This is a genomic window from Phyllobacterium sp. YR620 (assembly GCF_900104165.1).
Taxonomy (GTDB): domain Bacteria; phylum Pseudomonadota; class Alphaproteobacteria; order Rhizobiales; family Rhizobiaceae; genus Phyllobacterium; species Phyllobacterium pellucidum.
Genome location: NZ_FNJP01000003.1, coordinates 227137 through 251691 on the forward strand (window position 1 = coordinate 227137; position 24555 = coordinate 251691).

The following is a 24555-nucleotide window of genomic DNA, read 5'->3' on the forward strand; positions in this document are numbered from 1 at the left end:
CAAATGGCGGCATCCGAGCTTGACCGCCGCTACATGGAAGCGGCGATACGCCTTTCGCGCACGCATCAGGGCCTCACGGGAACCAACCCATCGGTAGCCACCCTCATCGTCAAGAACGGCGTGATCGTCGGGCGTGGGGTGACCGCAATTGGTGGACGCCCGCATGCGGAGACGCAAGCCTTGGCCGAAGCTGGCGAGGAAGCCCGCGGCTCAACCGCCTATGTCACCCTCGAACCTTGTGCTCATCATGGTAAGACGCCACCCTGCGCCAACGCGCTGGTAACGGCCGGTGTGACCCGCGTCGTTGCTGCAGCCACCGACCCTGACGACCGGGTATCGGGAAAGGGCTATGCCATCCTGCGCGCTGGCGGTATCGAAGTGGAGGAAAACGTCCTGGCGGCGCAAGCGGCGGACTACCTCGCAGGCTACCTTATTCGCTCAGCGAAGAAACGCCCCGAAGTGACTCTGAAACTTGCCCTTTCCAGCGACGGCTACATGGGTAGGGCGGGCGAGGGGCAGGTGCCAATCACCGGCAGCGTTTCACGTGCGCATGTGCATCTGATGCGGGCCGAATCCGACGCTATTCTCGTCGGCATCGGCACAGTACTGAGCGACGATCCGCAATTGACCTGCCGTCTCCCCGGCCTTGAAGCGCGCTCGCCGATCCGCATCGTGCTGGACAGCCATCTGCGTCTGCCGATCGACAGCGAACTTGTGCGAACGGCCGCGAACGTTCCTGTCTGGGTTGCGGCGCGGGCGGATGCTGATCCAGCCAAGCGCCGGGCACTCGCTGCCGCGGGCTGCAGGATACTGGCGACCGAGACCGATTGCGGCGCAACCGCCCTGCCGGAGCTCCTGGAGGACCTCGCTGCTCAGGGACTTTCAACCGTGATGGTCGAGGGTGGAGCGGCCGTCGCGACCTCGTTGCTTAACGAGAACCTCGTTGACAGGATTGCGCTCTTTGAGGGTGCGGTTGTGATTGGTAGTAAGGCGGGGGTTGCAGGTCCTGATCTCAACCCCCATATCGCGCGTGATTTCAAGCAGCTGAACGAATTTCGCTTTGGGAAAGACCGCTATCGCGAATATGTCAGATCGACCTAGGAAAACATGAATGTTCACAGGTATTGTAACGGATATCGGCCGGATCGGTCAGGTAAAGCCGCTCAACGAGGGCGTGCTGCTGCGTGTCGAAACCAATTATGATCCGCAGACGATCGAAATTGGCGCATCGATCGCCTGTTCCGGCGTTTGCCTGACTGTAACCACCTTGCCGGAAAAAGGTTCGAATGCCCGCTGGTTCGAAGTCGAGGCCTGGGAAGAGGCGCTGCGCCTTACCAGCATAGCCGGCTGGAGAACCGGCTCGCGTATCAATCTGGAACGATCCTTGAAACTTGGCGATGAAATGGGAGGACATCTCGTCTCCGGGCATGTCGATGCAATGGCGGAACTCATCAAGCGCGAAGACGAGGGCGATGCCGTCCGGTTCACGCTTCGGGTTCCCGGGCATCTCGCGCGTTTCATAGCGCAGAAGGGGTCGGTTGCCCTGGACGGTACGTCATTGACCGTCAACGGCGTCAATGGCAACGAGTTCGACGTGCTCCTTATCCGCCATTCGCTGGAAGTTACGACCTGGGGCGAGCGCAAGGTTGGCGACAAGGTCAATATCGAGATCGATCAGATGGCGAGATACGCCGCACGACTTGCGGAATACCCGAAATCGGCCTAGGACCAACGCCACCTCATTTCCGTTGGAGCATTCATGTCCAAAAGTCAGGCGCATGCGCCACATCTGTTGATCGTGGAAGCACGATTCTATGACGATCTCGCTGACGCGCTGCTGGCTGGCGCCAAGGGCGCCCTCGACGAGGCGAACGCGACCTATGAGGTGATCACCGTGCCGGGTGCACTGGAGATTCCGGCCGTCATTTCTTTTGCTCTCGATGCTGCTGTCGAAGGTGGCAGGGAATATGATGGCTTTGTCGCCCTCGGGACGGTTATTCGCGGTGAGACGTACCATTTCGATATTGTTGCCAATGAATCGTCGCGCGGCTTGATGGATCTTTCCGTCAATGAAAGCATTGCCATCGGCAATGGCATTCTCACGGTCGAGAATGACGAACAGGCGTGGGCGCGTGCAAAGCGCGGCGAAGGCGACAAAGGCGGCTTCGCGGCGCGCGCTGCACTGACCATGATCGCCATCAAGGAAAAGCTTGGAGCCTGACGATGCCTTCCGCCAAAGAGGGGCATAGCCCTGCCGCAAAGACCGCCAACAAGCGTGGCGTTGCCCGCCTTGCCGCCGTGCAGGCCCTTTACCAGATGGACGTTGCCGGTACGGGTGTTCTCGAGGTCGTTGCCGAATATGAGGCGCACCGCCTCGGCAAGGAAGTGGACGGCAACCAATATCTCGATGCAGATCCGCAGTGGTTTCGCGGTATCGTCTCAGGTGTCGTCGCCGAGCAGAAGGTGCTCGATCCGCTCATACATCAGGCACTGCTCGAGGATTGGCCCTTGTCACGGCTCGATTCGACGCTTCGCGCCATCTTGCGCGCCGGGATTTGGGAATTGAAGGACCGGGTCGATGTGCCGACGGCCGTCATCGTCTCTGAATATGTCGACATCGCCAAGGCGTTCTACAATGAGGACGAGCCGAAGCTCGTCAACGCCGTTCTCGACCGGCTGGCATTTGAGATTCGCGGTGCAAGCAAGGGCGTAAAGGGCCCGCAGCGGTAGAGGTGCGGCCCTCAACGGTCGCGCGGTTTGCGCCGTTGGTTGCGATCGACAACGTAGAACGCAAGCAGGGCGAAGAGCACGGCGCTGACCGGCGCTATGAAGAACGAAAGCATCTGCAGCGTCGTCATGGTCTCATCCTCGTGAGGAAAGTGCTCGCCAAGTAATGTAGGGTGAATGCGATCACAACACAAATTGCGCTCACAAATGCGAGAAATCTTGTCGGTCCGATTGTGCCGTTCAGACTCGAAACGAGTGGAGCGAATCCACCGACCGCGAAAATCGCGACACCGAGGCCATTTAAAACGGTCGCAAATAACTTCACGCGTTCATTATAGATCACGTTCAAGGCCAACTCATTCAAATGAATTCTTTTGTTAAGATTGATCACTCCCCCTACTGTTCGCAATCCCTACTTTCGTCTCGCATTCCGCTAAGTTGCGAAAGACCTTGACGGTTTCGCATTTGCTTCGTTACTCCTTACACATACGGTCGCGTCTCTGCCGGCCTGGCAGATTTCGAGTGCCGTACCGAACCTGACCCGGGGAGGGGTTTTCCGGTCAAAATCTGAGGGAGTGGCATGACAATACTATTTCTGGTCATTGCCTGCGGTCTGCTGTCTATCGTTTACGCTATCTGGGCCACCAAATCGGTGCTCGCGGCGGACCAGGGCAATGCGCGCATGCAAGAAATCGCCGGTGCGATCCGCGAAGGTGCACAGGCCTATCTCACACGTCAGTACACCACGATCGCCATTGTCGGCATCGTCGTCTTTGTCGCCGTCTGGTATCTCCTGAGCGCGACGGCCGCCATCGGCTTCCTGATCGGCGCGGTGCTTTCAGGCCTTGCCGGCTTCATCGGCATGCACGTCTCAGTCCGCGCCAATGTGCGCACGGCGCAGGCTGCATCCCGTAGTCTGGCTGCTGGTCTCGAGATAGCCTTCAAATCGGGAGCAATCACCGGCATGCTCGTTGCCGGGCTCGCGCTTCTCGGCGTCTCCGTCTATTTCTGGGTCCTGACCGGTCCGCTCGGCCTTCCTGCAGCTGATCGCGCGGTAATAGACGCCCTCGTTTCGCTTGGTTTCGGCGCTTCCCTTATTTCGATCTTCGCCCGCCTTGGCGGCGGCATCTTCACCAAGGGTGCAGATGTTGGCGGCGACCTCGTCGGCAAGGTTGAAGCTGGAATTCCCGAAGATGATCCGCGCAACCCCGCAACGATTGCCGACAATGTTGGTGACAATGTCGGCGACTGCGCCGGTATGGCTGCCGATCTCTTCGAGACCTACGCCGTGACGATCGTCGCAACGATGGTGCTTGCCGCGATTTTCTTCGGCGCGACACCTGTTCTCGGGCAGGTCATGCTGTATCCGCTGGCCATCTGCGGTGCCTGCATCATCACCTCGATTGCCGGCACGTTCTTCGTAAAGCTCGGCGCCAACAACTCCATCATGGGTGCCCTCTACAAGGGCCTGATCGTGACGGGGCTCCTGTCGATCGTCGGCCTCGGCGTCGCAACGTCGATGACCGTCGGCTGGGGCGAGTTTGGCGCCGTGGCCGGGCGAGCCATCACCGGCACGAACCTCTTCTTCTGCGGTATTATCGGTCTCGTCGTAACCGGCCTGATTGTCGTCATCACCGAATATTATACCGGCACCAACAAGCGTCCGGTGAATTCGATCGCCCAGGCATCGATCACCGGTCACGGCACCAACGTGATCCAGGGCTTGGCTGTTTCGCTTGAGTCGACCGCTTTGCCTGCGCTCGTCATTGTCGGCGGCATCATCTCCACCTATCAGCTCGCCGGCCTCTTCGGAACCGGTATTGCGGTGACGGCGATGCTCGGCATTGCCGGCATGATCGTTGCGCTCGATGCATTCGGCCCGGTAACGGACAATGCCGGCGGCATCGCCGAAATGTCGGGCCTCGATCCGGACGTGCGTAAATCCACCGATGCTCTCGACGCCGTTGGCAATACGACGAAGGCCGTCACCAAGGGCTACGCCATCGGCTCTGCCGGCCTTGGCGCGCTGGTGTTGTTTGCAGCCTATAGCAACGACCTTCAATACTTCATCAGCGAAGCCAACAAGGAAGGCGCGACTGCATTCAGCTACTTCAAGGGCATCGGGGCGGTCTCCTTCGACCTTTCCAATCCCTATGTCGTTGCAGGCCTCATCTTCGGCGGTCTCATTCCCTACCTTTTCGGCGGCATTGCGATGACAGCCGTCGGCCGTGCGGCGGGATCGGTGGTCGAGGAGGTGCGTCGCCAGTTCCGGGAAAAGCCCGGCATCATGCTCGGCACCGAACGGCCTGACTATGCGCGTGCGGTCGATATTCTGACCAAGGCGGCGATCCGGGAAATGGTTGTTCCCTCGCTGCTGCCGGTGCTTGCGCCGCTCGTGGTTTACTTCGGCGTGCTGCTGATATCGGGTTCCAAGGCCTCCGCCTTTGCCGCGCTCGGTGCCTCGCTGCTCGGCGTCATCATCAACGGCATCTTCGTTGCAATATCGATGACCTCGGGTGGTGGTGCCTGGGATAACGCCAAGAAGTCGTTTGAGGACGGCTTTGTCGGCAAGGACGGCACCCGCCACATGAAGGGCTCGGAGGCACATAAAGCGTCCGTCACCGGCGATACCGTTGGCGATCCATACAAGGATACGGCGGGTCCCGCAGTCAATCCGGCGATCAAGATCACCAACATCGTGGCCTTGCTGCTCTTGGCGGTGCTGGCCCACTGACACCTGCCAGCAAAAACGAAAAACCCGCGAAGCTGCTTCGCGGGTTTTTCATTTGTGCCTCGTAAATCGCGGTCGCCGGATCAGTCCGGTGCGCCGCCGGTTGGCGTGCGGCCGGCGCTCGGCAGCGAACTTGGAGTCTTGCTGACACCCTGCAGCATCTGCCCGAGGAAGGAGAGGTCCTTGCCGCCAGTCGGGGTCGTGCGCGAGATGAAGTCGAAGACCTTGCCGTCCTGCAGACCATAATTGGAGATGCTGGAAACCTTGCCATCCTTGTCGAAATAGACCGCAAGGATCCGCCGGTCGGTCACGCGCGGCATCATGAAGGCAACCGAACGCTGACGCTTCTGCGAAATATAATAGAAGACTTCATTGTCGAAGGTCGCCGTGGTCGACGGGCTGCCAAGCGACAGGATGACCTGTTCGCGGCTTGAGCCAACCGGCACGAATTCGAGCGCCTTCTCGTCGAGAACATAGCCTTGCGTCAAGGTCTCTGTCGGTGCGAGCTTGAGGGCGGCAGTGTTGCAGCCGGACACCCCGGCAGTCAAAATAAGTGTTCCAACGAGAACGCACTCACGCGTACGCTCGGTCTTGAAAATCCGCTGCAGCAACGACATCTCCATTTGAATCTGGGCGCAAGTCTTTCGCTGCCCGCAGAAACTCGGTAAACCACCTTGAACTCCGATGCAACACGGCAAAAGTGCTGCGAGGAAGACTCAAGTCAAGGCACAACTCTATGATTCTCAGTCTATTTAGCCGCAAGGCCAAAGCAAATGAGGCGATTACAATTGCCCTCTACGATGCGATCGTGGCAGCGGCGCGGCAGCCCTATTTTTATTCTGACCTTGAAGTGCCGGATACTCCGCTCGGACGCTACGAGATGTTGTCGCTGCATGTTTTCCTGTTCATGCGCCGCATCAAGGACAGGGTCCCCGCGCTGAAGCCCGTTGGCCAGGAGGTTACCGACGAATTCTTCCGCGATGTCGACCATTCGCTGCGCGAACTGGGCATCGGTGATTCCGGTGTGCCGAAGCGCATGAAGAAACTTGCGCGCATGTTCTACGGGCGCATCGAGTCGTATGATCGCGCATTGGAAACGAATGACCATCCGGCGCTCATCGCGGCGCTCGCCCGCAATGTGCGTCCGGACAGTGTCGGCTGGACAGGCGCGCCCGCGCTAGCCGCCTATGTCGAACGCACGGCACGCCACCTCGATGGGCAATTGGATGATAATATCGTGGACGGCAGGGTTACGTTTCCTGATGCCAGCACCGACGATACGCCGCTTTGATAGGAGGAAATGCGATGTCGAGAAACTCGGATGGAACCCTAAGTTATCAAGTCTCAGTGCAGCGGCTTCCGCAGAAAGGCCTCAACGTCAAAATCGAGGCGGATAAAAAAGAGCGTGACGCCATGCGCGATTTTCACGATTTGGAAGATGTTAAATCCTTCAAAGCGGAACTGCAGGTGGTACCGTGGAAGAAGGACGGGATCCGCGTGCGCGGGAAGGTACAGGCGGAAATCGTCCAGGCTTGCGTCGTGACGCTAGAACCGATCGAAACGACGATCGATACGGACGTCGACACGCTCTTCGTACCGGAGAATTCGCGACTCGCACGTCTTCCGCTCGATGAGAATGGCGAACTGATCATCAGTGCGGATGGCCCCGACATACCTGAGACATTTTCCGGCGATAAGCTCGACGTTGGGGCAATCGCAGAAGAATTCTTCGAATTGGCTGTCGATCCTTATCCGCGCAAGGAGGGCATGGAGGCTGCGCCGCCCCTCGTTGTTGACGTCGGATCGGACGATGAGGAAGACGTAAAGCCAGCCAACCCGTTTGCGGCTCTCAAGGATTGGAAACAGAAGACTTGATCGCTATCTCATCCTGCGGGTAGATGGTGTCAGGGAGTTGAGACAAGACCAAGGATTGGGACGAGTATTCAAGCTTAGTGGGTCGAGCGCGCCTATGATTGGGCAGAAATCAGTTGTGCGCCTACGCAAAATGTCTATTTTCCCCGAGTCTTTTCAAAGAACGCCATGCACAGGCACTGAACCAGACAGGACAATCGAGAGTGATCAGAATTTCCATTGACGCCATGGGCGGTGATTTCGGTCCAGAGGTCGTCATCCCCGGCATGGCAACGGCGCTGGAGCGCCATCCTGACATCAGGTTCGTGGTCTTTGGGCGTGAGGCAGAGGTGGCTCCGATCCTTGCCCGCCACCAGGCATTGTCCAATGCATCGACCCTGCATCATTGCGACGTTGCTGTACGCATGGATGAAAAGCCGAGCCAGGCCTTGCGCAACGGGCGTTGGAAATCGTCTATGTGGCGGTCGATCGAGGCGGTGAAGACCGGCGAGGCGGATGTCTGCGTTTCGGCCGGCAATACCGGCGCCCTGATGGCCATGTCGAAATTCTGCCTGCGTACAATGGCGAATGTCGAGCGGCCGGCGATTGCCGGTATCTGGCCGACCCTGAAGGGCGAGAGCATCGTACTCGACATTGGTGCAACGATTGGCGCCGACGCTCAGCAGCTCGTCGATTATGCTGTCATGGGCGCGGCGATGGCCCGGTCGCTTTTTGAAATCAAGCGTCCGACGATCGGCCTGCTCAACGTAGGCGTTGAGGAGATCAAGGGACAGGACGACGTCAAGGATGCTGCGCGCATCCTGCGCGAGATACCTTTGCCCACGCTCGAATATTACGGTTTTGTCGAAGGCAACGATATCGGCAAGGGTACGGTCGATGTCGTCGTGACCGAGGGGTTCGCCGGTAACATAGCCCTGAAAGCCGCTGAAGGTACGGCCAAGCAATATACGCAGTATCTGCGCGATGCGATGAACCGCACGCTGATGGCCAAGATCGGCTACCTTTTTGCCAAAGGCGCTTTTGATCGCATGCGGGAGAAGATGGACCCGCGCAAGACCAATGGCGGCGTCTTCCTCGGTCTCAACGGCGTCGTCATCAAGAGCCATGGCGGTACCGATGCTCTCGGCTTTGCTTCGGCGATCGACGTCGGCTATGACATGGCCCACAACAAGCTTCTGGACAAGATCGCGGCGGATCTTACCCATTTCCATAAGAGCCCGGTCGGTGTGGCGTTCAAGGATGAAACCGAAAGCGACGCCGAGGTTGAAATAGAACAGGGAAGTAAATGATCCGTTCCGTTGTTAAAGGTATAGGGGCGGCCACGCCGGCGCGCCTGGTAAAGAATTCTGATCTCGAAGGCATTGTCGAAACTTCGGACGAATGGATCGTCCAGCGCACCGGCATCAGGCAGCGTTACATTGCGGGTGAGGGTGAAACCACCGCATCGCTGGGCGAGGCGGCAGCGCGCGCCGCTCTCGACAATGCGGGCATGACGCCGGCAGATATCGATCTCATCATTCTCGCAACATCGACTCCCGACAACACGTTTCCGGCTACGGCGGTCAATATCCAGGCCCGGCTGGGCATGACGCACGGTTTTGCATTCGACATGCAGGCGGTCTGCTCCGGATTCGTCTACGCGGTTGCAACAGCCGACCTCTATATTCGCGGCGGCATGGCAAAGCGCGTTTTGGTGATCGGCTCCGAGACATTCTCGCGCATCCTCGACTGGAATGACCGCACGACCTGTGTGCTGTTCGGTGACGGCGCCGGTGCCATCATCCTTGAGGCCAATGAAGGCCGTGGGCTTACCTCCGATCGCGGCGTGCTGACGGCCAATTTGCGCTCCGACGGCTCGCACAAGGACAAGCTTTACGTCGATGGCGGACCGTCGACGACCCAGACTGTCGGCCACCTGCGGATGGAGGGCAGGGAGGTCTTCAAGCATGCGGTCGGCATGATCACGGACGTGATCGAAGCCTCGTTTTCCGAGGCAGGAATTACTGCCGAGGACATCGACTGGTTCGTGCCGCACCAAGCCAACAAGCGCATCATCGACGCCTCCGCAAAGAAGCTGCATCTGGCCGAAGAAAAGGTTGTCATCACCGTTGACCGGCACGGAAATACATCAGCCGCTTCAGTACCCTTAGCGCTTGCGACGGCTGTTGCGGACGGACGTATCAAGCAAGGCGATCTCGTGCTGCTCGAGGCCATGGGCGGGGGCTTTACGTGGGGTGCAGTTCTGCTACGCTGGTAGCAGGACGACCGGGTCCGTGGATTGGCCGACGAACTCTTCCAAGCTGCTTGCCCGATCGGTTTTCATCCTATAACTTCCGCTATCACCTGGTAGATTTGCAACAAACGAGAGCTTTGAGATCGTATGGGGGGTAAGACCATTACGCGTGCTGATCTGGCCGAGGCGGTCTACCGCAAGGTAGGACTATCGCGAACGGAGTCAGCTTCACTCGTCGAAACAATCCTCGATGAGGTATGTGACGCAATTGTTCGTGGCGAGACAGTTAAATTGTCGTCGTTCGCCACGTTCCAGGTAAGGGACAAGAATGAACGCATCGGGCGCAATCCGAAGACCGGGGAAGAAGTCCCGATCCTGCCGCGCAGGGTAATGACGTTCAAGGCATCCAACGTGCTCAAGCAGCGGATTCTCCGCTCCCACCAGACACGCAAAAAGAAATCAGCCTGAATTCGGGCGATTCCGCAACTTTAAGCGTCCTTTTACGCGAGATTGCTGTGAGGTAGTCTCGCGTTCCGCTTGAATTATGCATTGCAAATCGCTGAAAATGGAGGTCGAATCAGATTTTCTCCTGAAAGGGTGAAAACATGGACAAAAGCCCCGACGCATTCAGAACCATCAGCGAAGTCGCGGAAGATCTCGATCTGCCCCAGCATGTCCTGCGCTTCTGGGAAACGCGGTTCACGCACATAAAGCCGATGAAACGCGGTGGGGGCAGGCGCTATTACCGTCCGCTCGATGTCGACCTTCTCAAGGGTATCCGCCATCTCCTTTACGATCAAGGCTATACGATCAAGGGCGTGCAGCGTCTTCTACGTGAAAACGGAACGCAGTTCATCATTGCGCTTGGCAGCGGCGATACGGCGGCAGCGGAAGCAATAAGCCAGCAAAAGCAGGCCAATGCCCGCCAGGAGGAAGCGCTAGCAGCCGAACAGGATCGGGTCGATGCTGCGGAGGAGGCCGCGGTCATGGGAACGCCGAAACCTGCGGCCCACGGGCGCCGGCTCTTCGGCCTGATCAAGGGCGAGGAGGAAGGGCCTGTTGCGGCCGATGGCAAGCGCCTCTCCAAGGACAACCGCACGCTTCTGCAGGAGACCTTGTTCGACCTCTTGGAGTGCAAACGTCTGCTCGATCAGGTTCGATAAGCCTACAAAAAAAGCCCAGCTTTCATCGGAATGAAAGCTGGGACTTGGGGGTTGGGCCGTGGGGTGCGGCCTTGCTGGTTGGGAACCAGCACCTATTAAATGCCTATCTGGCGGATTGGTTCCGAAGAACCCTCATAATTTTTTAACGCGCCAGCATGCCGATGATGACGCCAAGTCCGGCGATGATCATCAGCGTTGAAACCGAGTTCTGGGTCGGCGTATCGGCGATCTGCCGCGCCTTATGCCCGAGGCCGATGGCAGCACGGCGACCGCGCTCCCGCAGATCGTCGAGCGTCGATGTCTCGTCGTCATCATCGTCGCCGCTAAAATCGTCGAGCAGCTCCACGCCCTTGTCAGCCAAGGTCTTGGTGATGGCGGCAAGATCGCGCTTCAACTCGGCAATTTCGGCCTTGAGGCGAACCTTGTCCGCCTCATTCTCAATGGTTGTTTCATCCATGGCGCTTCGGTCCTTCTATCGCCGAGCGAGCAGGCCGACCAGCACCGCTGCGCCAGCCAGGATTGCGATGGTAGCCACGGGATTTTCGCGCGCTGTGGCGGCTGCATGTTTCGCCTGCTTCGTCGCAATGCGCTTTACTTCATCAAATCGTTCGCTGGTCAAATCGGGAAGACTTGCGGAGATCTTGGAAATTTCCTTGCGCAGGGCAGCGATCTGCGCCTCGACATCACCTTGAATATCATCCGCATTCTTTGAAAACATTGCCATTTTTGGGAGCTCCTATTACTGACAGAGCTATAACGACCGCGCCTCGCGAATGTTCCGCGCTAATTGCCTGCGTGCCGGTCGTTTTGCTCTTTCATCCCTGGGTTTTACAGCGGATCAACCTAGGGTCGAGGACCTACCGCCACATTGCCCGCATTTTTGCGGCGACATCGACGCGTTGGCTACGAACATCCTTGGCGCGCGCCTCCTGATCCCGGTTGTGCACCGGCCACGGCCGGTTCTCGAAATACTGCAGCAAAGTTGCCGGGATGAAGCGCGTGCGCGACGCGTAGACGTGGCGATCGCCGAGTGAATTCTGGCCGTGTGTGAAGAAACGCTGCGGCAGGATGAGGTGGAGGCTATCCTTGGCACGCGTCATCGCCACATAAAGCAGGCGGCGCTCTTCCTCGAGTTCGGCCGTCGTTCCGGCGCCGAGGTCGGACGGAATGCAGCCATCGACGGCGTTGAGGATAAAGACGGATTTCCATTCCTGTCCCTTGGCGGAGTGGACCGTCGACAGGATAAGGTAGTCCTCGTCAAGCAGCGGAACGCCCGATTGGTCGCTCGTCGCATCCGGTGGATCGAGGGTGAGTTCCGTGAGGAAACGCTCGCGAGACGCATATCCTGCGGCGATCTGTTCGAGTTGCAGCAAATCCGTCTTGCGTATTTCGGCATCCTCGTGAATGCGGTCGAGGTGCGGTTCGTACCAGGCGCGCGCACGCTCGAGTTCGGCAGGCCAGCAGGTCGTTCCGCGCTTCAAGTCGTTCAGCGCATTGACGAAAGCTGACCAGTCATTGCCCGCACGGGGAGGAGGGGCGATCTGCGCGAGCGCGCCGAGCGGATCGGGCTGCTCGGCCATTTCATCGAGAACGCGGCGCGCCGAGGTCGGGCCGACGCCTGGGATGATCTGCATAAGCCGGAAGCCCGCAACGCGGTCGCGTGGGTTTTGCGCAAAACGCAGCAAGGCAAGCATATCCTTCACATGGGCGCTGTCGAGGAACTTGAGGCCGCCGAACTTGACGAAAGGAATGTTGCGGCGCGTCAGTTCGACTTCCAATGGGCCGCTGTGGTGCGACGTCCTGAAAAGCACGGCCTGCTGTTTCAGCAAGGTTCCCGTTTCGCGATTTTCGAGTACCTGTTCGACGATGTAGCGGGCCTGGTCCGCCTCGTCCTTGACGGTCACCATGCGCGGCCGCTCCGCCGACTCGCGCTCGCTCCAGAGGTTCTTGGTAAAGCGTTCTCGCGCCAGATCGATCACGCCGTTGGCTGCGGCAAGGATCGGCTGGGTCGAGCGATAGTTACGGTCAAGGGTGACGATACTCGCCTGCGGGGTGAAGGTGGCAGGGAAATCCAGGATGTTGCGTACGGTCGCTGCGCGAAATGAATAGATCGATTGCGCGTCATCGCCAACGACGGTCAAACCGACGCCCGCCGGCCGCAAAGCCAAAAGAATCGAGGCCTGCAGCCGGTTGGTGTCCTGGTATTCATCGACGAGAACGTGATCCCAACGGCAGCCCATATCTTCCGCGAGCATCGGATCGCCGACGGTTTGCGCCCAGTAGAGCAGCAGGTCGTCATAATCGAGGACGTTCTGCAGCTGCTTGGCTTCGACATAGGCGGCAAAGAGCTCGCGCAGCTGTTTCTCCCACCCGGCCACCCAGGGAAAGAATGCCTGCAGCACCTCAGCGAGCGGTACCTCCGAGTTGACGACGCGCGAATAGATGGCAAGGCATGTTCCCTTGGTCGGAAAACGGCTTTCCGTCTTAGAGAAACCGAGTTCGTGGCGAACAAGGTTCATGAGATCGGCGCTGTCTTCACGGTCGTGGATCGTGAAATCGGGATTGAGGCCGATCTGTTCGGCATAATCGCGTAGCAGGCGCGCGCCAATGCCATGAAACGTGCCCGCCCAGGCCAGCGCGTCGGTCAAGACTCCGGCATTTGCGCCCAGCACCTGCGTACAGATACGCTCTACCCGTCGCGCCATTTCCGAGGCAGCCCGGCGTGAGAAGGTCATCAGAAGAATGCGCCGTGGATCGGTACCTTTGACGATGAGATGCGCCACGCGGTGGGCAAGCGTGTTGGTTTTACCGGATCCGGCGCCGGCAATGACAAGCAACGGCCCGCCAATGGTCGATGGAAGCAAGTGTGTTCCATATTCGACGGCAAGCCGCTGTTCGGGGTTAAGTTTCTCCAGATAGGCAGCGCCCATAGTCCCTCATTGCGGCAAGTCGGTCGGCTGCGTAGCGGCAGCGGTGAGTCGTTGCGCAAGACTACTCCAGCTTGGCCTGCGAACAAATGAAGAACTTTCGCGTTTGGCGTGTAGTCGCGAGAATATCGACGGCAAAAGGTGAATTGAGCCGAAGTGGCTAATCGCCGAATGCGGACGGCCCCTAGGGGACGTCCGCATTATTCGTGTCATTCACTTGGATGATGCGCTTGCTTCATCGCCTGAACCTGTTGGATCACCTGTTGGAGGTTATAGCTCGCCGGGTCCTGCATTGGCGGGAAGTCGATATAGCTCTGGAGTTCCTTGAGCCACAATGCCTGGCCGATCGGGAGCATGTTCCAGTCGTAGACGTAGGCAGTCGCCGGAGCCGAGATTGCCCCGCCCATACCGAAAAGCGTCTTTATCTGATCGCCGACAGAGGTTTCGAACGGGTCGCGCTTGATATTGACGACCTGTGTCCAGCTATACGGAATGACACCGGTCAGGAATCCCTGCGGAGCATCGGATACCATCGCGAAGTACATCTTCCAGTTCTTGTAGCGGACGGCTGACGGGTCTTTGCCGGAATAGTAGAAGAATGTATCGCGGGCCGACTTGTCCGACGTTCCTTCAAGATAGTCGCGCTGATTAACGCCATCGAGTGTGGTCTTGGTAATCCCGGGATATGTTCCCTTCTCGATTTCGCTCTTCAATTCATTGCCTTTAGGACCGCCAGCAATGTCAACGAGGGTTGGCAACCAGTCGAGGGAAGCGAACATGTCGTTTTTCACCGTGCCGGGCTTGATGTGGCCGGGCCAGCGCACAACGAGCGGCGCCCGCATCCCGCCTTCCCAGGTCGACAGCTTGCCACCCTTGAAGGGTGTAGTACCGCCGTCAGGATAGGTGATCGTTTCGGCACCATTGTCGGTGGTGAATGCAACAATCGTATTATCGAGTTGTCCCATTTCCTCGAGCTTCTTGAGCACGTAGCCGATGTTGTCGTCCATCTGCTTCATGCCTGCCTCGTTTACACCCCAGTCCTTGCCGCCGGGTTCGCCGACCATCCCGAGATACTTGTCGGAAAGCACGGTGGTTATGTGCATTCTCGCGGGGTTGTACCAGACGAAGAACGGCTTGTTGGTTTTCTTCGGATCGTTGCGATCAAGGAAATCGATGACGTGGCTCGATATTTCCTCGTCGACCGTCTTCGAGCGCTCCAGTGTCAGCGGGCCCTCGTCGGTGCAGGTCTGGTTGGCGCCGGTGCCATCCGAGGATTTGCAAGCCAGTACGGGTCGTGGCGGCATCAAGCACGTCGTCGTTTTCGGATCGACCGCAGCTGGGTCTTCCTTGAGACCAGGGATTGGCGTGTTCCGGCAGGGCGGGGCTATCGTCTGCTCGGTCGGGGTCTTGTTGATATCAGGGAAACTTACCCCCTGCATGGCATCGAGGTGATAGAGATAGCCCCAAAATTCATGGAAACCGTGCGCTGTCGGCAAGGCGTCCGTGTGATCTCCAAGGTGGTTTTTGCCGAACTCACCCGTGTTGTATCCGAGGTCGCGCAAGAACCATGCGAGAGATGGAGTGCCTGGCTTGAGGTAAGACGGGCTGCCGGGCAGTTGTGGCGGTATCATGCCCGTTCGCAACGGGTGCATTCCGGTGAAGAAGGCGTTGCGTCCTGCCGTGCAACTCTGCTCGGCGTAGTAGGTCGTGAACATTGCGCCTTCATTGCCGATGCGATCGATGTTGGGCGTTTCTCCAACCATCAGACCGCGGTGGTAGATGCTCGGCTGCATCCAGCCAATATCGTCCCCCATGATGAAAAGGATATTGGGTTTGGCGTCCTGCGCGTGTACCGCCGCCGTGCCAGCCAAAAGGCCACCGGCAACAGCTATCGCTGCCGTCATGCTCTTCAGTGTCGTTCTCATTCTTCTACTCCCTCGAAGGGCCATTGCAGGATGGCCAAGGCGCTGAAAGGACAAGTTCGACGCAAAACGCGGTGATAGAGCTGACAATGGCGATGTGAGCCACGTGCCGCGCGCGCGTCTCTGTTCCCGGTGGCGTTTTATGCGAGCCGGGCCTGGGAAAAGAATAAAGCTGTCTTCGATCATTCACGCGACGGTGGCAAAGCCCGATACTGCCTTGCGGGGCATTTGTTCGCGCGTAATCAGCACCACGACGCCGGTGTGGCTGGTTTGGAAGTAATTTACAGTAGTATACGTCTGGCGGACCGCGAGCTGCTCTAGATGCGACACCAGCCTGGATTGAGACCGAACGCACGTTCTTGAGCTTAGAGCGGTCCAGGCGCCCTAGATAATCCGCAAGCGCGTCGAAACGCCAGCCTCCCGTCGGGCTCGAGCACGAAGGGGTTGCGTACGTGATGTAAGCAACTAACCGCCGACGAACGTGACCGTCTCGGCGAGTGGCGCGCGGCCTGTACGGGGGTAATTCACCGTGGGGTCTTCGTAACCTATCGACATGCCGCAGAAGAGGATGAGACCTTCCGGAGGTGACAGGGCCTCCGCGACCGACTCGCGAACCTGCGACCACGCCATCTGCGTGCAACTGTGCAGTCCTTCGGCGCGGAGCAGCAGCATCACGGTCTGCAGATACATGCCGACGTCAGCCCATTGGGGCAGGCCCAGATCGCGGTCGATATAGCAGAACAGCGCGGCCGGTGCACCGAAGCAGTTCCAGTTGGCAATGGCTGCCCGCTGGCGCGCCTCCCAGTCCTCGCGCGCAATACCGAGCGCGCTGTAGCGCTCCTTGCCGAAGGCGGATCGGCGCTCGGCGTAGGGGGACTTCAACACGGACGGGTACATCTCGTACTGTCGCTCGTCCCACGGGTCGCCGTGGGCCACGCGCTCGACGGCGTCGGTCTTGAGTTCAGCCAACGGCGCGCCGGTCATCACATAGGTATTCCACGGCTGGATATTCGATCCAGACGGAGCCCACGCCGCGGCGGACAGCACGCGCTCGAGCAATTCCCTCGACACAGGCTCGTCTTTGAATCCGCGCACCGCTCGTCGGGTTGCAACTGCCTCATACACATCCATGATCGCCTCCATACCGCGATGCGTTTTTTACTTTTTTTGCAATGGAGGTTGTAATCACACCGTGGTCTGGGAGGCCTAAATCAAACGTTTAGCGACCTCATGCGTGTGAGGGCATTGCCACAGGCCCTTGGTCCTATCGAGCATCGCCAACATTAGGGCTTCTATGTTCTTACGCGCTGGCGTTATCAGCCTGGCCCAGCTCAAGCTGCCGAATTATTTTCATCACTGCGGTTGAAGACCAATTGTCCGCGGATGGAGGATGAAAGGGCGAAATATCCAGAAGGGATGCTATGTCCCGTGAAGTCAGGTTCGGATTGGCTGATCTAAGGCTGGAAACAAAATCGGAGATCCTGGTCGCTTGATCGCGCTTGTCGGGCTTGGTGCGAAACCGCTTTCGAGGTGGCTGCATGGCTGTTGGGTCTTGGGGCAAAGTGATTCGGAGATGGGATTCTGTCGGCTCACGACGATCCACACAACCTGATGCCGAGGGATTCTTGGTGGAGAAGGGTAGCGATCATGCACGGCGTCCCATTGGAGCGTCGTGGGACATTTGGTGCCGGTCTATTCCACGGCGTGCATTAGTGTGCAGTTTGTTCTTTTTCTTACGTTTGGGGTATTGCTAAAAAAAGTCCAGTAATCTAGGGCTTTCAGCGGTTCGGAGTGTAGCGCAGCCCGGTAGCGCACTTGACTGGGGGTCAAGGGGTCGTGGGTTCGAATCCCGCCACTCCGACCATTATCTCCACGATTGCAGGTATCGAGCAGATCGTCCCCCCAGGTCGATTTTTGCCGCATGAATCTTGTCGGCAATTCCGCGCGACAGGTCAGGACAATTCCCTGATGAGTTTCAGTCTGATCGCTCGCGCAAAATCCTCGAATTTTCGTATGTTCATCACAAATCGATCGGAACCGAGGATGACCCGGTCGTTGTAATAATCCGCAAGATCGGTCTCTTCGTCGGAGATTGCCAAGGCATTGATGGTAACGCCCATCTCTTGCGCACGTTGGCGTGCCTGAAGCAGGGAAACGGAGCGCCTCCGTCTTGGTCTTGTCGTTTCCATGCCGTCGCCGGAAATATCGACGATCTGCCGTCTCGCGCACGCATGCGATCGCGACAGGAGTTCGAGTGCCACCCAAAGACCGTCACCTATATCGGTGTTGCCGAAGACCACCCGCTCGCTTTTCTCGATCTCGTCGGCAAACTTTTGCGAAGGCTTGATGCCGTCCATGACGGTCCAGTCGATGATCTGAGCTGGAAACTCGCCATCTCCCCAAAAGACCGCTGCAACCGCCACGGTTCCCGATGCCCTTATCGCAGACAGGACCTGCCTGTCGCGGAACGCCGCGACGATCGCCGATTTCTGGAATTCGTACTCCTCATCGCTAATGCTGCCTGAGCCATCGACCGCCAGCACCAGCGCGGTATCGACGCATGCGTGCGACCGCGAAGAAGTGACGATGGCAGCCAAGGTCACCACCGCAAAGAGCAACGCCTTATGCATGGACCACCCCCGTGGTGCGCTCTGACGGAAGCCGTCATCGTAACATGCACGATGGACGAACACTCTCCCCCCAAATGGGTTAAAGGGGCGGGCGACGCATTTGGACAAGTCGGCAAAAAAATTATGAGTGGTTCAAATTGTAGTGGTGCGATTTAGCAATTTAAAAACCTCGGCATTGTACAAGCGCCCTTATGGAACACTCACCAAACTACTACGTCATCGGGCTCACCAGCATGCTGGTCCTGTGGGTATCGATCCTGATGCTGCTGCGCACCGCGGGCATGTAGCCCCCGGGCACGTCGGAGGCTTGATCCGCCTGCATTGGCGTCGGCCGTCGCTTCGACGTAGCGTTACTTCCAGACTTCGATCTTCGCGATCTTGTTGTCCTTGGTCATCGTCAACTTATATTGCTCGAACCGGGTCTTGTCGTCGCAGGTGACGCGCACGACCGTCGGGCCCGTCGAAGACAATACCTTGTCGACATAGGCGTTCGATACCTGATCGCACCAGTATCCCGCGTTGCGGATCGCACGGGCGGTACGGCGCTCCAGCATATTTTTTTCCATCGTTTGCGCCTCAGCCAGGTTTGCGATGCAGAAGAAAGCAACGAGAGCCGCAAAGATGAATTTCATGCTCTAACCCCAAGCAAAAGTGGATCTATTTAGGTGGAGATCCCGACCGAACAGGCTATTGCCGTCGCCAAGAAGATGCTCGGCACTATGCCGAATTGCAACGATGTTACTGTAACAACTTTGACGCGGCACTTTATTTGACCGAACATCGGACGGGCAACCAGGGTGCCTCCCTCCGATTGCCCCACCCGAGCGGGCCCGGCAATTGATGGCTGATCTCCCTTGCCAGCATGACCGCTTCGGCGGGCGATTCCGGGTTCGCTCGGGTGCATTGATACAGCAATTTATTCGTAAGGCAGTTCGGCATATTGTGGGGCATAGTGAGAGAAATTTTGTTGGGGGCGGATTGATGGGTAGTGTCGTGTTTCGGGTATGGGCTGCGAGAGCGGCCGCGCTCCTTGCACTGGGCCTGATCGCCTTCATAGGCTGTGCCGCAACTGCCCGCGCGCAGACAGCGCCTGCGCCGCCTCCAGCGAAAGTCGAACAGATTTTGAAGCTCCTCGATGATCCCGAGGTCAAGGCGTGGCTCGAGAAAAAGAATGCCGCGCCGGCAACGGAAGGGTCGATGGGCGCGTCGGCGAATGATTTCATGAAGTGGTCCAACGCGATCCGCGCGCATTTACGTGGGATCGGCGAGGCTATTCCGGAAGTGCCGGGTGAGTTCGAGGAAGCCACCGACACGATCATGACCGAAGTGCATGGTCGCGGACCGGGGGCCATCCTCGTTCTGTTCGCGGGCTTTGCCGCGCTTGGATTCGGCGCCGAGTTTATTTTCCGACGCCTGGTTGGCCGTGCCCATGAACGCAGCCTTGCCAACGTCACCGAGGCCCGTACGACAGCGCGTCATCACGTGATCGGCAAGGCGATATTCATCGCCATTGCGCCGCTCGTTGTCTTTGCAATCGCCAGCGTCGGCGCATTTCTTGCTTTCACCTGGCCGCCACTGCTTTCCCAGTTGGTTCTACCATTGCTGATTGCGCTCATCGCCTGGCGCGCCATCATGCAGATAACGGCGGTCCTTCTCGGCACGCACCGCGCCTATGCGAGCGACGGCGTGCACCCGCAACTGCGCTTGATCCCCATGGACGACGTCAAGGCGAAATTCTGGTATCCGCGCGTCGGTGCATTTGCCTTCATTTTTTTCGCCGGTTGGGCATTGGCCGGCCTGATGGACGTTCTGAATTTCACGCCGAACGTGCGGAGTCTTCTGGTCTACATTCTCGGCCTTGGTCTGCTCGCAATTGGGATCGAAGCAGTATGGCGCCGCCCGGAAGCGTCAACGGAATCAAAGGTCTATCGTTTGAAGGAATGGTTGCTCACCTTCTACTTGTGCGTCCTTTGGCTGCTTTGGATCGCGGGCCTCGGCCTCTTGCTCTGGGTCGGTATTTACGCGCTTGTGCTTCCCCCGATCTTGCGGGCGACGAGCGCGATCGTTCGCTCATTCTTCGGAAGCGATGAAGAGGCGGCCAAGTCACGCAGTGCGATTTTCGAAGTGCTCATGGAGCGCGGGGCGCGCGCCATCGTCATCATTATCGCGGTCGCCTGGCTCGCATCGGTCGCAAGGTTCCGCGCAAGCGGCCTGATGGGCGACGAAAGCGCTACACGCCTCATTCGTGGGGTCTTGAGCGGCGTCGTCATTCTGCTTGCAGCCGATCTTCTCTGGCAATTGGCGAAGGGCTTGATCAATCGGCGGATCGAACGTGCGCGCATCGAAGGCGGCGACGAGGCCGAGCTTGCCCGCAGTGGCCGTCTGCTGACACTCCTGCCGATCCTGCGCAATTTCCTCGCCGTGCTGATCGTGACTATCGCGGTCATGATGGTGCTTTCCGGCCTCGGTGTCGAAATCGGGCCATTGATAGCCGGTGCCGGCATCTTTGGCGTTGCCATCGGATTTGGCTCGCAATCGCTGGTGAAGGATGTCATCAGCGGCGTCTTCTATATGACAGACGATGCGTTTCGTGTTGGCGAATATATCCAGAGCGGCAGCTACAAGGGCACTGTCGAGTCGTTCAGCATCCGTTCGGTAAAGCTGCGACACCACAGAGGGCCGATCTTCACGGTTCCTTTCGGAACGCTCGGCGCGGTGCAGAACATGAGCCGCGACTGGGTGATCGACAAGTTCCTGATCTCCGTGAACTACGACACGGACATTGCCAAGGTCAAAAAGGTGGTGAAGGGGGTAGGGGCTGCCTTGCTCGAGGATCCGGAAATGGGTCCACAGATCATCGAAACCGTGAAGATGAAGGGTGTCGAAGCCTTTGGCGACTACGGCATCAACTTAAGCTTTGCCATGATGACCAAGCCGGGGCATCAATCCACCATTCGCCGCCGCGCCTATGCGATGATCCGCGAAGCCTTTGCCGAAAACGGCATTGGTTTCGCTTCCCCGACTGTCCAGGTTGCCGGAAACGAGGATCACTCCGCGACCTCCGCCGCGGCCGCCCGCGACACGTTGAACCGCAAGAAGGCGGCAGAGGCGGCGAAGGCAGCTGAAGGTGACGGCTGAAGCTTAGTTCGGTTCAGGGCGCAATAGTGTCTGCACCGATACGCTTGCGCCGCATAATGACGGCATCGACCGCAAATTCAGCCATTGCCGTTGCGTCGCGGTTGCCGATGATGAATGCCGCCCGGACGAAACGTGCGAGCGTATTGAACTCGGCATCATTCTTGTCGGAAAGGCCGAGCCTCTTGGCGGCATTGTCGAGGGCGAACTGCATGAGTTCGCCGTCCACTTTCGAATAGTTAGGATTGTCATCGTCGAAAAAGGTCAACGGCGGTCCACCCTCGATATTTGGCGTCTCGTTTTCCCCCGAACGCCTGGAGAAGATTTATAAATCAAAATGTTTAAATTGCCACAGCCTTAAGCCGGAAAACTCGACCTTCGGTTCTGGTAGCGCGTTTCCAGCGCGACGCAGCCCCAGATAATGCCGACAAGCAGCCAGAAATGCCGCCAGTGGTCGGTGTCGATGATATTGCCGATTGCCACATGGGCGACATAGGCGAGGTAGGCGCACAGCAAATAGGGCTGCCACGGCCGCTCGCGAAAGAGAATGCGAAGGCCAAATCCGAGCGTCAGCATGGTCAGGGTCAGATAGCTGATGAAGCCGATCCAGCCATAGTCGAGCGAAGCCTTGAGCCAGATATTGTGCGTGTCTTCGCCGAAGATTGGGCCGAACTCGAGCGGACCGATGCCGAGCGGGCGATCGAGCGACATCAACAGCCCATACCAATGGCGGGCAAAGCGTCCGAACTGGGCCTCATCATAATCCTGGACCAGCTGCGCGCGCGCCGTGAAGAGCTCGGAGACGCTTGGTATCTGCAGGGCGATGAGGACGGCAAGCAGAACGAACACGACCGCAAGGCCGGCAAGCACGATGATCCGCAGGCGAAATTTCGGGCTGGGGTTGCGAATGAAGAGGACGAAGGCAACGCCCGCGATCATGAACACCGCCATGCCCCAGGCTGCGCGCGAGAAGGAAAGAAATACACCGAGCGTTATGATCAGGATCGGAACGAGCCGGACGGGCAGGGCACGCAGATCACCGACCAGAACGCCGTGAACCAGCCAGGCAAGCGGCAGCATCAGGAACGGCCCGAAGACGTTGGGGTCCTGGAATGCGCCCATGGCGCGGCCGTAGCGGGTAAATATATCCGCGCCGGGAAACGCGTCGAAATAACCGAGAATGCCGAGCAGCGACGTGCACACCGCTGAAAGAATGTAGGCCTTGAACATCACCGACAGGATTCGTTCATTGGCATTGATGATGGCGGCGTAGAAAACGGCGGTGAGGCAAAGAAACAGCGATACGGCAATATACATAGGCGCCGTCTTCAGTTCGGGCATCTGGCCCATGGAAATCACGCCGCCGACATTGAATACCACAAGGATCGCCAGCAGCACGGCAACGGTGCGGGACAGCCGAAGGCCGAACAACGCCCAGATGCCGATAAGCCCGGCCATATAGAGTTCATAGGGCGCCGGCTCGTCGATGACGAAGCCGCTCAGAAACACCCCAAGGCCCACAGCAAACGTCGAGATAAGCGCGATCAGGGCGCGGTTCTTTAGCGCGTGTTTCGCCTTGTCAGCTTCACTCGGGGTTGTGATTGCGCTCAATAGGCGTTGTCCGTGTTGAGGAGGCGGATCGGCGTCAGGAACAGGATCTTGAGGTCGAACCAGAGCGACCAGTTTTCGATGTAGTAGAGGTCGAACTCGGTGCGCATCTTGATCTTTTCATCGGAATCGACCTCGCCGCGCCAGCCATTTATCTGGGCCCAGCCGGTGACGCCGGGCTTCACCCGGTGGCGGGCGAAGTAACCGTCGACGACTTCATGATAAAGAAGATTGCGGGTGTGGGCGTAGACGGCATGCGGCCGCGGGCCGACGAGCGAGAGCGTGCCCATCAGCGAATTGAAGAACTGCGGCAATTCATCGATCGAACTCTTGCGGATGAAACGGCCAACGCGGGTCACGCGCGGATCGTCCTTCACCACGGCGTTGCGGGCGGTCGGATCGCACATGTCGGTGAACATCGAACGGAATTTCCACACCTCTATCAACTCGTTGTTGAAGCCGTGCCGCTGCTGCTTGAAAATCACCGGACCCTTACTCTCGAGTTTGATGGCGATCGCCGTGCCAATGATGACGGGGCTGAATATGATAAGTCCCAACAGGCTGAAGAAGATGTCGAAGGCACGTTTTGCCACCGAATCCCAATCGTTGATCGGCTTGTCGAAAAGGTCGATCATCGCGACCGAGCCGATATAGGAATAGGCGCGGGGCCGGAACTGCAGGTGATTATTGTGCGCTGAAAGCCGGATATCGACCGGGAGCACCCATAATTGCTTCAAAAGGGAAAGGACGCGCGCCTCGGCTGTGATCGGCAGCGAAACAATGAGCATGTCGATATGCGCGATACGGGCGAACTCGATGAGTTCGGCAATATTGCCGAGCTTGGGATAGCCGGCCACGACGGCAGGCGAGCGCTTGGCGTCGCGATCGTCGAAGACCCCGCAGATGCGAATGTCGTTGTATGGCTGCTGTTCGATCGACCGGATGAGTTCCTCGGCGGGCTTGCCGCCGCCGACGATCACCGCGCGGCGTTCCATCTTGCCGTTGCGGGCCCAGCGGCGGATCAACCTCGACATCACGAGGCGAAAACCGACAAAGGCGACGAGTGCGGTCACAAACCAGGCCCCGAACCAGAGGCGCGAGAAATCCTCGGAGACCTTGAGGAAGAAACCAGCCAGCGAGATCAGGGCAAAAGCACCGGAAATGCTCAAAACAAGGCGGCCGATCGTATGAAACGGATCGCGCATGACCGCAAGCTGGTAGCTGTCCGCAAACTCGAGAAAGAGGATGCTTAGCGTTGCCGTTGCGAATATCGCCGCCGTGTAGTGCATCAACGAATTCGCAGGCGAGCCGACATAGATGACGAAGACGGCAAAACCGACAAACGTAATGATTGCGAATTCGATCATGCGCATGACACCGCTGATCATGACGGGAGAATTGGTGTTGCGCGCATATTGGGAGGCAATGGCGTGAGCGATGGGGCTCAGTTTAGCCTTCTCCTCGACCGGCTTGGCGGCCCGCGAAGCAACACTGCGCACAGCATCGCGCGAAAACCCGTGGTCGGCTTTTCTGTCTTTCATGATTGACCCTGAAGTTGTAGCGGCCCTCATTAGCACGGATCGCCCTGAAATACAGAAAAGAAACTA

At 58.4% G+C, this 24555-nt stretch carries 23 protein-coding genes and 1 tRNA gene; 13 read left to right on the top strand and 11 right to left on the bottom strand.

What is annotated here, in order from left to right; all coding sequences use genetic code 11:
• Positions 1-3 precede the first annotated feature (3 nt).
• The 5 genes from ribD (at position 4) to BLR72_RS12905 (ending at position 5461) form a co-directional block, all read left to right on the top strand.
• Positions 4-1101 carry a bifunctional diaminohydroxyphosphoribosylaminopyrimidine deaminase/5-amino-6-(5-phosphoribosylamino)uracil reductase RibD gene (ribD, locus tag BLR72_RS12880; RefSeq protein WP_091949117.1) on the top strand — a complete coding sequence of 366 codons (1098 nt, stop codon included), beginning with the start codon at positions 4-6 and terminating at the stop codon, positions 1099-1101.
• A gap of 10 nt (positions 1102-1111) precedes the next feature.
• Positions 1112-1726 carry a riboflavin synthase gene (locus tag BLR72_RS12885; RefSeq protein ID WP_091949119.1) on the top strand — a complete coding sequence of 205 codons (615 nt, stop codon included), beginning with the start codon at positions 1112-1114 and terminating at the stop codon, positions 1724-1726.
• A 33-nt stretch (positions 1727-1759) separates the two neighbouring features.
• Positions 1760-2221, top strand: coding sequence for a 6,7-dimethyl-8-ribityllumazine synthase (ribH, locus tag BLR72_RS12890; RefSeq protein WP_027232392.1), 462 nt, complete (start codon positions 1760-1762; stop codon positions 2219-2221).
• Positions 2222-2223: 2 nt separating this feature from the next.
• Positions 2224-2730: a transcription antitermination factor NusB gene (gene nusB, locus BLR72_RS12895; RefSeq protein ID WP_091949122.1), complete on the top strand. Its 507-nt coding sequence runs from the start codon at positions 2224-2226 to the stop codon at positions 2728-2730.
• Positions 2731-3307: 577 nt separating this feature from the next.
• The gene (locus tag BLR72_RS12905) at positions 3308-5461 is read left to right on the top strand and encodes a sodium-translocating pyrophosphatase (protein WP_091949125.1); all 2154 of its coding nucleotides are present in this window, start codon (positions 3308-3310) and stop codon (positions 5459-5461) included.
• A gap of 80 nt (positions 5462-5541) precedes the next feature.
• On the opposite strand, the gene BLR72_RS12910 is transcribed toward BLR72_RS12905, so the two are convergent.
• Positions 5542-6069, bottom strand: coding sequence for an outer membrane protein assembly factor BamE (locus BLR72_RS12910; RefSeq protein WP_091949603.1), 528 nt, complete (start codon positions 6067-6069; stop codon positions 5542-5544).
• Between the two features lie 125 nt (positions 6070-6194).
• Between BLR72_RS12910 and BLR72_RS12915 the strand changes: the two genes are divergently transcribed.
• The 6 genes from BLR72_RS12915 to BLR72_RS12940 all read left to right on the top strand — a co-directional run bounded on the left by BLR72_RS12915 (position 6195) and on the right by BLR72_RS12940 (position 10726).
• Complete coding sequence (locus tag BLR72_RS12915; protein WP_091949128.1) at positions 6195-6749, top strand: ubiquinol-cytochrome C chaperone family protein; 555 nt, start codon at positions 6195-6197, stop codon at positions 6747-6749.
• Between the two features lie 14 nt (positions 6750-6763).
• Entirely contained in the window at positions 6764-7333 is a 570-nt protein-coding gene (locus BLR72_RS12920; RefSeq protein ID WP_091949131.1) for a YceD family protein, read from the top strand.
• 200 nt (positions 7334-7533) lie between these two features.
• On the top strand, positions 7534-8619 hold the full coding sequence (gene plsX, locus BLR72_RS12925; protein WP_091918934.1) for a phosphate acyltransferase PlsX: 1086 nt from the start codon (positions 7534-7536) through the stop codon (positions 8617-8619).
• Positions 8616-9587, top strand: a complete 972-nt coding sequence (locus BLR72_RS12930) for a beta-ketoacyl-ACP synthase III (protein WP_027232400.1) — start codon at positions 8616-8618, stop codon at positions 9585-9587. Before plsX ends, BLR72_RS12930 begins: the two co-directional genes overlap by 4 nt.
• A gap of 123 nt (positions 9588-9710) precedes the next feature.
• Positions 9711-10031 carry an integration host factor subunit alpha gene (locus BLR72_RS12935; RefSeq protein ID WP_008128366.1) on the top strand — a complete coding sequence of 107 codons (321 nt, stop codon included), beginning with the start codon at positions 9711-9713 and terminating at the stop codon, positions 10029-10031.
• A gap of 137 nt (positions 10032-10168) precedes the next feature.
• Positions 10169-10726: a MerR family transcriptional regulator gene (locus BLR72_RS12940; protein WP_027232401.1), complete on the top strand. Its 558-nt coding sequence runs from the start codon at positions 10169-10171 to the stop codon at positions 10724-10726.
• 142 nt (positions 10727-10868) lie between these two features.
• On the opposite strand, the gene BLR72_RS12945 is transcribed toward BLR72_RS12940, so the two are convergent.
• The 5 genes from BLR72_RS12945 to BLR72_RS12965 all read right to left on the bottom strand — a co-directional run bounded on the left by BLR72_RS12945 (position 10869) and on the right by BLR72_RS12965 (position 16706).
• The gene (locus BLR72_RS12945) at positions 10869-11183 is read right to left on the bottom strand and encodes a hypothetical protein (protein ID WP_091949134.1); all 315 of its coding nucleotides are present in this window, start codon (positions 11181-11183) and stop codon (positions 10869-10871) included.
• A 15-nt stretch (positions 11184-11198) separates the two neighbouring features.
• The gene (locus BLR72_RS12950) at positions 11199-11450 is read right to left on the bottom strand and encodes a hypothetical protein (RefSeq protein ID WP_027232403.1); all 252 of its coding nucleotides are present in this window, start codon (positions 11448-11450) and stop codon (positions 11199-11201) included.
• Positions 11451-11583: 133 nt separating this feature from the next.
• On the bottom strand, positions 11584-13656 hold the full coding sequence (locus tag BLR72_RS12955) for an ATP-dependent helicase (protein ID WP_091949137.1): 2073 nt from the start codon (positions 13654-13656) through the stop codon (positions 11584-11586).
• Between the two features lie 206 nt (positions 13657-13862).
• A complete protein-coding gene (locus BLR72_RS12960; protein ID WP_091949606.1) occupies positions 13863-15545 on the bottom strand; it encodes an arylsulfatase in 1683 nt (560 codons plus the stop codon).
• Positions 15546-16040: 495 nt separating this feature from the next.
• A complete protein-coding gene (locus BLR72_RS12965; RefSeq protein WP_091922990.1) occupies positions 16041-16706 on the bottom strand; it encodes a nitroreductase in 666 nt (221 codons plus the stop codon).
• Positions 16707-17362: 656 nt separating this feature from the next.
• Here BLR72_RS12965 and BLR72_RS12970 point away from each other — a divergent pair.
• Positions 17363-17439: transfer RNA gene (locus tag BLR72_RS12970), tRNA-Pro, on the top strand.
• Between the two features lie 88 nt (positions 17440-17527).
• Here BLR72_RS12970 and BLR72_RS12975 read toward each other — a convergent pair.
• The gene (locus BLR72_RS12975) at positions 17528-18205 is read right to left on the bottom strand and encodes a DUF1194 domain-containing protein (RefSeq protein ID WP_091949140.1); all 678 of its coding nucleotides are present in this window, start codon (positions 18203-18205) and stop codon (positions 17528-17530) included.
• Positions 18206-18555: 350 nt separating this feature from the next.
• Positions 18556-18837 (bottom strand): hypothetical protein, encoded by a 282-nt coding sequence (locus tag BLR72_RS12980; RefSeq protein ID WP_091949143.1) that lies wholly within the window; start codon positions 18835-18837, stop codon positions 18556-18558.
• 349 nt (positions 18838-19186) lie between these two features.
• Here BLR72_RS12980 and BLR72_RS12985 point away from each other — a divergent pair, with 349 nt between their 5' ends.
• Positions 19187-21343 (top strand): mechanosensitive ion channel family protein, encoded by a 2157-nt coding sequence (locus BLR72_RS12985; protein ID WP_091949146.1) that lies wholly within the window; start codon positions 19187-19189, stop codon positions 21341-21343.
• 13 nt (positions 21344-21356) lie between these two features.
• Here BLR72_RS12985 and BLR72_RS12990 read toward each other — a convergent pair whose 3' ends face one another.
• From BLR72_RS12990 to BLR72_RS13000, 3 genes are all read right to left on the bottom strand, one after another.
• Entirely contained in the window at positions 21357-21608 is a 252-nt protein-coding gene (locus BLR72_RS12990; RefSeq protein ID WP_091949148.1) for a hypothetical protein, read from the bottom strand.
• 89 nt (positions 21609-21697) lie between these two features.
• A complete protein-coding gene (locus BLR72_RS12995) occupies positions 21698-22951 on the bottom strand; it encodes an O-antigen ligase family protein (protein ID WP_244506694.1) in 1254 nt (417 codons plus the stop codon).
• Positions 22948-24489 carry an undecaprenyl-phosphate glucose phosphotransferase gene (locus BLR72_RS13000; protein ID WP_091949151.1) on the bottom strand — a complete coding sequence of 514 codons (1542 nt, stop codon included), beginning with the start codon at positions 24487-24489 and terminating at the stop codon, positions 22948-22950. The genes BLR72_RS12995 and BLR72_RS13000 overlap by 4 nt, the downstream gene beginning before the upstream one ends.
• Positions 24490-24555: the final 66 nt, after the last annotated feature.